This window comes from Streptomyces ficellus (assembly GCF_030406405.1).
GTDB classification, from domain to species: Bacteria; Actinomycetota; Actinomycetes; order Streptomycetales; family Streptomycetaceae; genus Streptomyces; species Streptomyces ficellus_B.
Genome location: NZ_JAUEPL010000002.1, coordinates 78,425 through 90,969 on the forward strand (window position 1 = coordinate 78,425; position 12,545 = coordinate 90,969).

Annotated in this window: 11 protein-coding genes; 10 read left to right on the forward strand and 1 reads right to left on the reverse strand. The window is 69.3% G+C overall.

All coding sequences use genetic code 11. The annotated features are described in order from the left end of the window. Nucleotides 1–34 precede the first annotated feature (34 nt). From QWM81_RS01805 to QWM81_RS01850, 10 genes are all read left to right on the forward strand, one after another. The gene (locus tag QWM81_RS01805) at nucleotides 35–1,609 is read left to right on the forward strand and encodes a 4-hydroxyphenylacetate 3-hydroxylase family protein (RefSeq protein ID WP_290109602.1); all 1,575 of its coding nucleotides are present in this window, start codon (nucleotides 35–37) and stop codon (nucleotides 1,607–1,609) included. Between the two features lie 22 nt (nucleotides 1,610–1,631). After that, nucleotides 1,632–3,431 carry a non-ribosomal peptide synthetase gene (locus tag QWM81_RS01810; protein ID WP_290109603.1) on the forward strand — a complete coding sequence of 600 codons (1,800 nt, stop codon included), beginning with the start codon at nucleotides 1,632–1,634 and terminating at the stop codon, nucleotides 3,429–3,431. Next, a complete protein-coding gene (hppD, locus tag QWM81_RS01815; RefSeq protein WP_290109604.1) occupies nucleotides 3,409–4,731 on the forward strand; it encodes a 4-hydroxyphenylpyruvate dioxygenase in 1,323 nt (440 codons plus the stop codon). Before QWM81_RS01810 ends, hppD begins: the two co-directional genes overlap by 23 nt. Continuing rightward, complete coding sequence (locus QWM81_RS01820) at nucleotides 4,721–5,689, forward strand: class I SAM-dependent methyltransferase (RefSeq protein ID WP_290109605.1); 969 nt, start codon at nucleotides 4,721–4,723, stop codon at nucleotides 5,687–5,689. Before hppD ends, QWM81_RS01820 begins: the two co-directional genes overlap by 11 nt. Continuing rightward, the gene (locus QWM81_RS01825; RefSeq protein WP_290109606.1) at nucleotides 5,686–7,209 is read left to right on the forward strand and encodes an FAD-binding oxidoreductase; all 1,524 of its coding nucleotides are present in this window, start codon (nucleotides 5,686–5,688) and stop codon (nucleotides 7,207–7,209) included. Before QWM81_RS01820 ends, QWM81_RS01825 begins: the two co-directional genes overlap by 4 nt. 21 nt (nucleotides 7,210–7,230) lie before the next feature. Continuing rightward, complete coding sequence (locus QWM81_RS01830; RefSeq protein ID WP_290109607.1) at nucleotides 7,231–8,004, forward strand: SDR family oxidoreductase; 774 nt, start codon at nucleotides 7,231–7,233, stop codon at nucleotides 8,002–8,004. Nucleotides 8,005–8,168: 164 nt separating this feature from the next. Then, nucleotides 8,169–8,777 carry a DUF2306 domain-containing protein gene (locus tag QWM81_RS01835; RefSeq protein ID WP_290109608.1) on the forward strand — a complete coding sequence of 203 codons (609 nt, stop codon included), beginning with the start codon at nucleotides 8,169–8,171 and terminating at the stop codon, nucleotides 8,775–8,777. A 494-nt stretch (nucleotides 8,778–9,271) separates the two neighbouring features. Beyond that, the gene (locus tag QWM81_RS01840; protein WP_290109609.1) at nucleotides 9,272–9,817 is read left to right on the forward strand and encodes an SDR family NAD(P)-dependent oxidoreductase; all 546 of its coding nucleotides are present in this window, start codon (nucleotides 9,272–9,274) and stop codon (nucleotides 9,815–9,817) included. Nucleotides 9,818–10,055: 238 nt separating this feature from the next. Further along, a complete protein-coding gene (locus QWM81_RS01845) occupies nucleotides 10,056–10,616 on the forward strand; it encodes a hypothetical protein (RefSeq protein ID WP_290109610.1) in 561 nt (186 codons plus the stop codon). A 52-nt stretch (nucleotides 10,617–10,668) separates the two neighbouring features. After that, the gene (locus tag QWM81_RS01850) at nucleotides 10,669–11,127 is read left to right on the forward strand and encodes a hypothetical protein (RefSeq protein ID WP_290109611.1); all 459 of its coding nucleotides are present in this window, start codon (nucleotides 10,669–10,671) and stop codon (nucleotides 11,125–11,127) included. 44 nt (nucleotides 11,128–11,171) lie between these two features. Here the strand turns inward: QWM81_RS01850 and QWM81_RS01855 are convergent, their stop codons facing one another. Beyond that, nucleotides 11,172–12,515 carry a carotenoid oxygenase family protein gene (locus QWM81_RS01855; RefSeq protein ID WP_290109612.1) on the reverse strand — a complete coding sequence of 448 codons (1,344 nt, stop codon included), beginning with the start codon at nucleotides 12,513–12,515 and terminating at the stop codon, nucleotides 11,172–11,174. Nucleotides 12,516–12,545: the final 30 nt, after the last annotated feature.

A 12,545-nucleotide genomic window follows, 5' to 3' on the forward strand; every position in this document is an offset into this window, starting at 1 on the left:
TGTTCCTTCGAGACTGCGGCAACGGGAGGCGTCTGTGACCGAGGGTCGGGGCACCAGTGACGGAACCGGACGGAAGACCCGCCCGCTGAACGGTCAGGAATATCTGGAAAGCCTCCGCGACGACCGTGAGATCTACCTCTACGGAGAGCGCGTCAAGGACATCACCAGGCATCCCGCATTCCACAATCCGGCCCGGATGGTCGCCCGGCTCTACGACGCCCTGCACGATCCGCGGCAGCAACCGGTGCTGACGGCACCGACCGATACCGGAAGCGACGGTTTCACGCACCGGTTCTTCACCACCCCGCACAGCAGCGAGGATTTGGTCGGCGCCCAGCAGGCCATTGCCGCCTGGGCGCGCCTGAGTTACGGCTGGATGGGCCGCAGCCCCGATTACAAGGCATCGTTTCTCGGCACGCTCGGCGCGAACGCGGAATTCTACGAGCCGTTCGCCGACAACGCACGCCGCTGGTACGCCGAATCGCAGGAGAAGGTCCTGTACTGGAACCACGCGATCGTGCACCCACCGGTCGACCGCAGCCTGCCGCCGGACCAGGTGGCCGATGTCTTCGTCCATGCCGAGCGGGAGACGGACGCCGGCCTGGTGGTGTCAGGGGCCAAGGTCGTGGCGACCGGCTCGGCTCTGACGCATTACAACTTCATCGCCCACTACGGCCTGCCGATCAAGGACCGCACGTTCGCGCTGGTCGCCACGGTGCCGATGAACGCCCCCGGTATGAAGCTGATCTGCCGCACCTCCTACACCGCGACGGCGGCGGCGACGGGCAGCCCCTTCGACTACCCGCTCTCCTCACGGCTGGACGAGAACGACACCATCCTGGTGCTCGACAAGGTGCTCATCCCCTGGGAGAACGTCTTCGTCTACGGCCGGCCGGAGAAGATCCGCATGTTCACCGGCCAGTCCGGCTTCATCGAGCGTTTCACCTTCCACGGCTGCACCAGGCTCGCGGTGAAGCTGGAATTCATCGCCGGACTGCTGGCCAAGGCCCTGGAGATCACCGGCACGAGCGACTTCCGCGGTGTCCAGAGCCGTATCGGTGAGGTATTGGCGTGGCGCAACCTGTTCTGGGGCCTTTCGGACGCCGCGGCCCGGAACCCGGTTGCCTGGCACAACGGCGCCGTGCTCCCCAACCCGCAGTACGGCCTTGCCTACCGCTGGTTCATGCAGGTCGGTTATCCACGCATCAGGGAGATCGTGCTGCAGGACGTGGCCAGCGGGCTGATCTATGTCAACTCCAGTTCCAGGGATTTCGCCAATCCGGAGATCCGGCCCTATCTGGACAAGTACGTCCGCGGCTCCGGCGGCGTCGACGCGGTGGAGCGCGTCAAGCTGATGAAACTGCTGTGGGACGCCGTGGGCAGCGAGTTCGGCGGGCGCCATGAACTCTACGAGCGCAACTACGCGGGCAATCACGAGAACACCCGCATCGAGCTGCTGTTCTCACAGATGGCCAATGGACAGGTGGATTCCTACAAGGGTCTCGTCGACGAGTGCCTGGCGGAATACGACCTCAACGGATGGACGGCACCGGACCTTTCCTCGTTCCCCGACCTGCGGCAATCCGTTCAGGAACTCCTCGACAGCTGATTCCACACATCGGAGACGAATCATGGCTTCCCCTTCCCTGCACGGGAGACTCGCCGAACAGGCACTCAGGACGCCGGATGCGATCGCGGTCTCGTCCGGGGACCACCGCCTGACCTACCGGGAGCTGAACGAGCGCGCGAACCGGCTCGCACACCGGCTGGGAGAGCTCGGGGTACGGACCGAGACGCCGGTGGCGGTGCTGATGCAGCGCTCCGTGGACGTGGTGGTGGCGATCCTGGCGGTGCTCAAGGCCGGTGGCTGCTACCTCCCGCTGCACAGCGCGTACCCGTTGCGGCGCATGCAGCTGATCATGGATCACTGCGCGGCGCCCGTCCTGCTGGTGGACGAGGCGATGCGCGGGCGCGGCATCCCGGAGGGCGCCGCGGTCGTGACCGTCGAGGGTGACAAGGGCCTCGCCGAGTACCCGGCGGGGGACTGCGCCGTCCCCGTCGACCCGGCGCAACTGGCGTACGTGATCCACACCTCCGGCTCGACGGGCGTGCCCAAGGGGGTCGCCGTCACCCACAAGGAGGCGCTCGGCCTGGTGCTCGACTCGATCTGGGACGGTGGCCGGCACGAGCGGGTGCTGATGCTGGCGCCCTACGCCTTCAATGTCTCCACCTACGAGCTCTGGGTTCCGCTGCTGCACGGCGGGCGCATCGCGGTGCCACCGCCGGGCGACCTCGACGTGGCCGTCATCCGCCGGCTGATCGCCGAAGAGCGGATCACCGGCGTCCATCTGACCGCCGGTCTGTTCCGGGTTCTGATGGAGGAGGACCCAGGGTGTCTCGCCGGGGTGCGCGAGGTGCTGACCGGGGGCGACGTCATCGCACCGGCCGCCGTCCGGCACGCGCTTGAGCACAACCCGGATCTGGTGGTGCGGGCCATGTACGGCGCGACCGAGGCGACACTGTTCAGCACCCATCTGCCGATGACCGCACCCTTGCGGATCGAGGGTCCCGTGCCGGTGGGACGGCCGATGGACAACGTACGACTCCGGGTCCTCGACGCGGAGCTGCGCGCCGTTCCGGCCGGCGAGGTCGGTGAACTGCACATCTCGGGGCGCGGTGTGGCGCGCGGGTACTTCGGCCGGCCCGACCTGACGGCCGAGCGGTTCGTGGCGGACCCGTTCGGCGCACCCGGAGAGCGGATGTACCGGACCGGGGACCTGGTGCGCCTGGGCCACGACGGTGTGCTGGAGTATCTCGGCCGGGCCGACCAGCAGCTCAAGGTGAGGGGCTTCCGGGTCGAGCTCGCCGAGGTGGAAGCGGCGCTGGCGCGCTTTCCGGGCATCAGGCACGCCGCGGTGGCGGGGGTGGCGTCGGCAGCCGGGGACCGGCAACTCGTGGCGTACCACGTGCCGGCGGGGGGCGACGTCGACGCCGCCGCACTGCGGGCCCACATGGCCAGGCTGCTGCCCGACTACATGGTGCCCACAGCCTTCGTCGCCGTACCGGAACTGCCTCTCACCCCCAACGGCAAGGTGGACCGGCGGGCTCTGCCGCCGCCCGGGCCGCAGACGGGCCCCACCGGCCGGGCGCCGCTGAACGAGCGGCAGCAGACGCTGTGCGCGCTCTTCGCGGAGGCGCTGGCGGTGCCCCGGGTGGGGATCGACGACAGCTTCTTCGACCTGGGCGGGCAGTCTCTGGCGGCGATGCACCTGGTCAGCCGTATCCGGTCGGTGTTCGACACGGACCTGACGATCACCCAGTTCTTCGACGCGCCGACGGTGCTCGCCCTGGACGACCTCCTGGGGTCGACCGGGCGGGTGCCGGAGGGGCGGACGGAAGGAGACAACGATGACCGATCCCTTCGACGATGAGCACGCCGCGTTCTCCGTACTGGTCAACGCGGAGGGCCAGCACTCGCTCTGGCCGGCCGCCGCGACGGTGCCACAAGGGTGGACCGTCGCCCACCCTCCGGCCGACCGCGCCACGTCACTGGCCTACGTCAACGAGCACTGGACGGACCTCAGGCCGCGCTCTCTCGCGCAGCGCCTGCGCAGGAACAAGGAGACGACGATGAGCGGAGGAACGGATGCGGCGGCTTCGGCCTTCTCGGGGATGGCCGTCGACCATGTCACGTTCCATGTCACGGACCTCCCCGGCTCGACCGAGTGGCTGTCCCGGGGTTATGGCCTGACGGTGTACGCGCGCTCGGACGGCGAGCCGGAGACGGCCGGGGCACGCTCGGTGGCGCTGGGCCGCCACGGCATACGGCTGGTGCTGAGCCAGCCCGTCGCGGGCGCTCATCCCGCGGCGGATTACCTGGACAAGCACGGCGACGGGGTGGCCGACATCGCGCTGCGCGTCCCGGACGCGCGCGCCGCCTTCGCCGAGGCGGTCCGCCGCGGCGCCCGGCCGGTGTCGGCTCCGACGGCTCACGGCGACCTGGTCACCGCGACCATCACGGGCGTCGGCGATATCGCGCACACGTTCGTCCAGCGCTCCGAGGGCGGCGACGGCCTCGCCCTGCCCGGCCTCGCGCCGGTCGAGCAGGGTCCTACCGGACCGGACCGCGGTCTGCGCGAGATCGACCACTTCGCCATCGTCATCGAGCCCGGGAAGATGGACTCGACGGTCGACTTCTACCGGACGGTGCTGGACTTCGAGCCGATCTTCACCGAGCGGATCGAGGTCGACGGCCAGGTGATGATCACCAAAGCGATCGAGAGCCGCTCCGGTGGGGTCACCTTCACACTGGTCACACCCGATCCGTCCAAGGCGACCGGCCATCTGGACGAGTTCCTGAAAAGTCACAACGGGCCCGGGGTGCAGCACATCGCCTTCACCACGGACGACATCGTGCGCTCGGTGGACTCGCTCGCCGCCCATGGCGTGGACTTCCTGCCCACCCCGGGGGCCTACTACCGCGTCCTGGCCGACCGCCTGACGCCGATGAGGCATGCGGTGTCCGAGCTGGAGCGCCTGAACATCCTGATCGACGAGGATCACGACGGGCAGCTGTTCCAGATCTTCACCCGGTCCGTGCACCCGAAGGGCACCCTCTTCCTGGAGATCATCGAACGGATGGGGGCACGCTCCTTCGGCAGCGGCAACGTCAAGGCGCTCTACCAAGCCGTCGAGTACGAGCAGGGCAGGGGTACCGGCCATGGCACCTGAGGCGTCGGCCGACCGGCGGTTCCGGGACGTGGTCGAGCGGCTGCGGATGCCCGGCATGGGAACCGAGGTGGTGGCGCCGCTCCTCTCCTCCTTGATCCATCTGGTGCGGCCGCACCGGGTGCTGGAGATCGGCATGGGGCACACCACCCCGTTCCTGGCGCGTGCGCTGTCCGAGGCCGAGGAGCTGGCCGCGGCCGAGGCCGAAGGGCTGGCCCGCAAGACCGTGCCGTACCTCGAAGACGGCCGGGAACTGGACGAGGATTGGATACAGGCCGAGCCCGCGCTGCTGGTGCCTTCCCACTACCGTGAGCCCTACCGGCCCAGGCTCGTTGCGATCGACGACTTCTCCGACGCCGGTTCGTCGGCCCCCCAGGTGACGCGGGCACTGGCCGACCTCGGCCTGGCCGACCGGGTCACCGTGGTCAACGCGGATCTGCGCAGCGCCGTCGAACGCCTCCCCGACGCATTCCGGCCCATCGACTTCGCCTGGGTGGACGCCTGGGACTGCCTCTACTTCTTCGAGAACTGCTGGGAGTTGATCAATCCCGATGGCGGGATCGTGGTCATGCACTACCTGATGACCTACCCGGAGGGGGAGGCCATCCTCCAGTACATCGCGGAGAGCCAGCGGCTGCGTCCCGGCGAGTTCGAGGTGCTGAGCCTGCTGGAGAGCCACAAGCTGCGGCAGAACAGCATGACCGTGCTCCGCCGTACCAGTGGCGCCGCACCCAGGAAGTATGCGGACACCGGGCAGCGGCCGAGGCTCCAAGGCCAGGTGCGCACCGATGCCTTGGCGCTGGCGACGTCACTCGCCGGCCGCGGCGGAGAGCGGCCGCAGCCACTCGGTCCGCAGGACACGCCACGGGAGGAGCTGCGCAAGGCACGAGATGTGGCCCGGGCCACCGCCGTGCGAACGTCTGCTGCGGCACCGGATACAGGAAGGCGCGAACAAGCGTGACGCACACGGCCGGAGAACCGACGTCCCTGCTGGTGATCGAGCCCGGGGACGCCCGCTACGAGAACCTCGTCCAGAGCTACAACCACCGCTTTACGGGCGTGCCCGAACAGGTGTGCCTGCCCTTGGACACCGAGGGGGTGGTGACAGCGGTCGGGCACGCGGTGGCCGCCGGCAAGCGGATCGGGGTCCGCAGCGGAGGGCACTGCTTCGAGAACTTCACCGCCGACCCCGGGATCGATGTCCTGCTCGACCTGTCCCAGCTGAACGGCATCGCGCACGACCGGCGGCTCCGCGCCGTCGAGGTGGGGGCCGGGGCCACCCTGGGTGAGGTCTATCGCACCCTGTTCAAGCGCTGGGGGGTGACCATTCCCGGCGGCACCTGCTTCGAGGTCGGCGCCGGCGGCCACGTCCTGGGCGGTGGCTACGGCCACCTGTCGCGCCGTGACGGCCTGGTGGTCGACCACCTGTACGCCGTCGAGGTGGTGGTGGTCGACGCATCCGGCCGGGCCCGGGCCATGGTCGCCACCGCCGACCGTGACGACCCGCACCGGGACCTGTGGTGGGCACACACCGGCGGTGGCGGCGGCAACTTCGGGGTCGTGACGCGGTATTGGCTGCGCACGCCGGGCGCCGACTCCGACGACCCCGCCGGACTCCTGCCCAAGGCCCCGGCCCGGGTGCGCAGGCGCACCGTCATGTGGCCCTGGGAAGGCATGACCGAGGACGCCTTCGGCACGCTGCTGCGCAACTACTGCGACTGGTACGAGAAGAACGACGACGCCGACGGTCCGGCAGCGGGACTCTGGAGCAATCTCATCGCCACCCACCAGTCCTCCGGGATGTTCGGGATGACGGCGGTGATCGACGCCGACGGACCGGACGCCGAGACCGTCTTCGACGAGCAGTACCGGTCCGTCACCAGGGGCGTCGGTGTCGACCCCGTGACGCACAGCGCGGAGATCGTCCCGTGGTTCAGCTCCTGGATGCCCTCGTACAGCTTTCCGAACGATCCCAAGGGCCGCTACAAGGACAAGTCGGGCAACTTCCGCAAGGGCTTCACCGCGCACCAGCGACAAACCATCTACCGCTACCTGACTGATCCAGGCCGGTCGAATCCGACGACGTGCGTCGTCGTCGCGGGCTACGGCGGGAAGGTCAACACGGTCGCCCCGGACGCCACGGCCACCGCCCAGCGGGACTCCATACTCAAGGTCGTCTACAGCGGCGGAGTCTGGCAGTCCGAGGATCAGGACGAGGCCAACATCGCATGGATGCGGCGGTTCTACCGGGACGTCTACGCCGGCACCGGCGGAGTGCCCGTCCCCGACGACGTCAACGACGGCGCGTACATCGGCTATCCCGACGTCGATCTGGCCGATCCGGCCTGGAACTCCTCGGGCGTGCCGTGGTCGTCGATCTACTACGGCGACAACTATCCGCGCCTCCAGCAGGTCAAGCGGCGCTACGACCCCCGCAACGTCTTCCGTCACGCACTGTCGATCGAACTCCCGTCCGCCTAGGCCAACCGCCGGAGGAACACCGTGCTTGAGAACAAGGTCATCGTCGTCTCCGGAGTCGGTCCCGGTCTGGGGCGGGCAGTCGCCCTCCGGGCGGCGCGGTCGGGGGCGGACGTCGTCCTCGCCGCTCGAACGGAGTCCCGACTGAAGGAGATCGCCGCCGAGATCGAGAAGACCGGTCGCCGGGCCCTCGCCGTGCCGACCGACATCACCGACGAGACGTCGGCCGCCGCCCTGGCCACGGCGGTGTCGGAGACGTTCGGCCGGGTCGACGGGCTCGTCAACAACGCCTTCGCCGTGCCGCCGCTGACCGACCTCGTCGATGTCGACCTCACCGACGTGCGCGCCGGTTTCGAGACCAATGTGTACGCCGCACTGCGGCTCACCCGGCTGTTCGCACCCGCGCTGGCCGACAGCCGCGGTTCGGTCGTGATGATCAATTCGGCGGTGCTGCGCCACTCCAAGCGGCTTTTCGGCGCCTACAAGATGAGCAAGGCCGCCCTGCTGGCCCTCGCCCAGAGCCTGGCCACCGAACTCGGTTCCCAGGGCATCCGGGTGAACACCGTCGCCCCCGGTTACATCTGGGCGGACGCCCTGCGTGAGGGCTTCGGTCACTGGGCGGAGCAGCGCGGTGTCACCGTGCAGGACATCTACGACGAGATAGCGGCCACCCTCGACCTCGGCCGGCTGCCTGAACCGGACGAGATCGCGGATGTGGTGCTCTTCCTCCTGTCCGACATGGCCCGCGCCATCACCGGTCACTGCCTGGACGCCAACGCCGGCGAGTACCACCACTGACCGGGATGCCCCGGACCCACTCCCCGCCCCCAGAGGAAAGTCGAGGCTCCGCGGTGACACAGAACAGAGAGGCGACCGGTGCTCCGGCCACCCAGGCGGAGCACCGCGGACCGGGCGCCCGGCCCCCGGCGGGGTCGGCGCCACGCTGGTGGCACAGTCCGTGGGTGGCGGCACTGGCCGTCCTCGTGGTGTTCAACCTGCTGTACGCCTTCCCCCGTTACCTGAGCGGCGATCCCCAGCAGTCCCGCATCCCACTGGACCCGCACTTCACGCAGCACTACCCGGTCGTGGTGGTGCACGCCGTCCTCGGGAACCTCGCTCTGGTGACGGTCTTCCTCCAGATCCTGCCCTGGATACGCCGTCACCACCCGCGGGTGCACCGGGTGAGCGGCCGGGTCTACCTTTTCGCCGCCGTACTGCCCACCACATTGCTGGCGTTCGCCCTCGTGCCCTTCAGCCAGGCCCCGTTCGGTGCGTTCGGGCTGACCCTGTCGGGGGTGTTGTGGATCACGACCACCGTGCTCGGCTACCGCGCCGTCCGCCGGCGCCGGTACGTCGACCACCGCCGCTGGATGGTCTACAGCTTCGCCATCTCCCTCGGCACCACCTGGGGCCGAGTGCTGGCGGAACTGATGCAGGCCTTCCCGGGGTTCCGGGTCCCCCTCTCGTTCGTGCTCGAACTCTCCACCTGGGCGAGTTGGGTGATCAACCTCCTGATCGCCCACTGGTGGCTGGAGCGGACAGCCCCCAGAGCGGCCCAGCTGGTGCGCTAGCCAGCACTGGTCGACCCGAAGAGCGAAGCTCCGGTCGACGCGGGTGACTCCCAGGTCACCCCCGTCGACCGGAGCTTCGCTGTGTTGTGCTCCGACCGAAGGGCCGCACGCGGGAATGCGAGAAAGCACTGCGCGCCGATCCCGGCCACGCGGGCGGGATCATTCACAGTGAGCGGCTCGCCCGGGTTTTTCCGCAATACGTCGATAGCGCATAAAATCACCTATCAGGCTGGGCTTGCAGCGGATCCTCAATTCCCTGCGGCACTGATTCGGTCTCCTTTACAATCCCCTTCCGGCCACCGCGCACATGCAGACGCACCGCACCTGACGCTGACATGATCGCCTGTGACCAGCGCCTCCCCACCTTCCGAGCCGACATTCCCCTAATTATTCCGACGACCATTCGAATGACGGCCGCGTAGCGAGCCGTCCGAAAAGGAGCAAGACCCGCAGCACCCCATGGGAAGGTAGCCGCTACTCCCGAGGTCGGAGCGGTGCGGTTCTCGCAACTGCCGGACATGGTTAGGAAGTGTTTCGTGCTCCTTGAGGACAAGACGGTGGTCGTATATGGTGTCACGGCAGCACACAGCGCCGCGATAATCAGGGCGTTTGCCGGCCAGCGCGCACTGATATTCCTCGCAGATTCTTCACGGGCGAAAGCCGAAGCGGCAGCCCGCCAGATAATCGATGCCGGCGCCGTCGCCGAGGCGTCCCAGGTCGACCTTTCCGACCACCGTCAAATCGAGGAGTACACAGCCGAGCTGGCGGAGTGGACCGGCGGCATCGACGTCGCCGTCGTGGCACTTGAGGGCGAGAATGCCGACGCCCAGCTGACGGCCGCCACAATGGTCGCCGAGCGGATGGCCGCCCATGGGTCCGGAATCATTGTGATCATGTCGGCGGCCGACGGCTCCGAGCGAGAGTACTGGCAGTTCGCCGAGCGCGCCGCCGCGGACGGCGTCGCCGTCCTCCCCGTCTTCGGTACCCCGAACCGGGGGCAGAGCCTCAATGTGGCGATTGATCATCCGATCCTCTCCTGACCGCTCCCGAGCCGGAACCGGGGCGTGCCGCATCCCGGCGGCACGCCCCGGCTCCGCGACCCTCACGAGGTGGCCCCGCCGAGCGCGTACAGCGAAGTGATGTGCGCCGCTTGAGCTCCGGTACGTGCTCCTTCAGCCGCCCTGGTGTGCACCGGCTCAACCTGGCACGCACGAAGAAGACGTGGCATGGTGCCGATTGTTGTGATGGGCCCCTGGACGCGAGCCACGGAGGTTCCCTGTGTCAGCCAACACCGCGGTGCTGTACCGGATGCGCGAAGGCATCGGCATCCTCAACGGCCGGTTACACAAGATCGGGTTGCGGGTCTTTCTCGTCATCGTCCTTGCGCACTGGGGGGAGCACCTCGCCCAGGCTGCCCAGATATACGTCATGGGCTGGCCCGTACCCGAGGCGAGGGGCGTTCTCGGGGTCCCGTTCCCCTGGTTGGTCACCTCGGAGTGGATGCACTACGGCTACGCCCTGATCATGCTCGTCGGCTTCGTGGTGCTGCGCCCGGGGTTCACCGGCACCTCCCGCACGTGGTGGGACATCACCCTCGTCATCCAGCTCTGGCACCACTTCGAGCACCTGCTGCTGCTCGTCCAGGCACTCTCCGGCGTGCATCTGGCCGGCCGCGCCGTGCCGACGAGTATCGTCCAACTGCTCGCACCCCGGGTGGAACTGCACCTGTTCTACAACGCACTCGTCACCCTGCCCATGGTGATCGCCATGATCCTGCACACGCGGACGGACCGGGCGGACAACGCGGCGGCCCGCTGCACCTGTGCGGCGCGGGCATGAGGGGGGAGCGCACCCGTTGAGCGGCGCGGGGGCCAGGCGACCGTCGGGCTTCGTGTCCCTCGTGCTGCTGATGGCGGCGTGTGTACTGCTGTGGGTCTCGCTGCTCAATGTGGGCAACGCGGTGCGCGCGGCGACGGGCGACGGCGTCCCGGGGACGTTCACCGCCCGGCAGTTGTCCTGCGTACGGCATCCGGGTCACGAGACGTGTGAGTGGGTCGGCTCGTTCCGTTCCGCCGAGGGCACACACCTGCGCGATCCGATCAGGTTGTACGGACGCGGCCGCGACTCGCTGGCGGCCGGGCAGGAGATCGCGGCTGTCGACGTGGGGAACCCGGGGCGGGTCTACGGCCCCGGGGGATCCCGCGAATGGATCCTCACGGCTCTGCTGCTCGTCGGTGGTTACGGACTGCTCGCCCTGCTCGCCAAGCGCCATCTCATGCCACCGCCCGCGCCGAGGAGCACTCCCCGCGGGCGCGCGGCGTCAGGAGTCGGGCCGCCGCCAGTTCCCTAGCGCGAGGGCGTGACCGGCGTGAGCCGCGCTGGAGTTCGCCCCGGTCAGTCGCCGTGCACCCACACCGCGTGGAAACCGTGCGGCCCCCGGACCGGCAGCGGGACCACGGCGGCCGGGCGGCCGGTGAAGTCGGCGGTGTCGAGGACCATCAGCTCGCCGCACCCCGTCCGGCCGTCGATGACCATGCTCAGCAGCCAGCCGTCGCCCTCGGGGGCGCGGGGCCCGCGCGGGACGAAGACGGCCTCGCCGGTCGTGCGGCCCGGGGGCAGCGCATGGGTGTCGGTCCGCCCGGCAGTGAGGTCGTGGCGCAACAGTGCCGGGCCGCCGAGCAGTTCACGGCCGGTCGGGTCGAGGGCCGTGGTGAAGGCGAAGCGGTGCCGGGCGCCGCGCACCCGTTCGTCGATCACCGGGGACTCCTGGACGAGGTCGGAGAGCTGTTCCTCGACCACGGTGCCCGCGGCCGCGTCCACCGTCCAGCGGACCAGGGTGGGGGGCGTCTCACCGGGGCGGTGCGGGTCGCGATCGAAGACGCGCGGGTGGCGGATCACGTCGACGAGGAGGTGACGGCCCGACTCGTAGGCGTTGACGGGGTGGAAGACGAAGCACGGCGACAGCTCGACCCAGAGGATGTCGTCGGGCCCGCCGCTGCGCGGAAGCAGCCCGAGGCGGGCGCCGTGACCGTCGTTCCAGAGGTAGGGCACGCGCGAGCCGGCCGCCGCGGCGGCGGGGCTGAACACCACGGGGAGGTCGTAGACGAGTGCGTAGTGCTCCGTCAGGGAGAACGCGTGCGTCATGACCGGCTGCTTCAGTGGTACCGGGACCGAGCGGCGCACCCGGCCGTGCACGTCGACCACGAGGTAGGTGGCGTACGGCGGCTCGTGGGACATCGTGATCGCATGGAGCTCGCCGGTGACCGGGTCGTGCTGCGGGTGTGCGGCGAACCCACCGGGCAGTGTCCCGTCGAAGTCGATGCGGGCGACCGTGTCGAGGGCGGAGTCGATCTGGAGCGGGCGCGGGCCGCCGTCGCCGAGGACGAGGGTGCGGCCCGCGTGGCGGACGATGTTGGCGTTGGCGTTGTCGTTCGGGCCGTGCCGGGGGCCGGGGGCCGGCAGTTCGCCAAGGATGCGGGCGGCGCGGTCGGTGCGCAGCCACCGGTTGCGGTACCACTCGGCGCGGCCGTCGCGCAGCCGCACGCCGTGCACCATGCCGTCCCCCGCGAAGACGTGCTCGTCGGGCCGTCGTCGTAGCGGGTTGGGGCCGACGGTGAGGAAGGTGCCGTCCAGCGCCGGGGGGAGCACACCGCGGACGGGGGGCGCGCAGACGACCATCTCCCGGCTGGGAGGAAGAGCGGCGGAGAGGTTGGCCGATTCGGCTTCAGATGCGATCATCGTCCCGCCCTACGTAGCGTATCGCCGTTA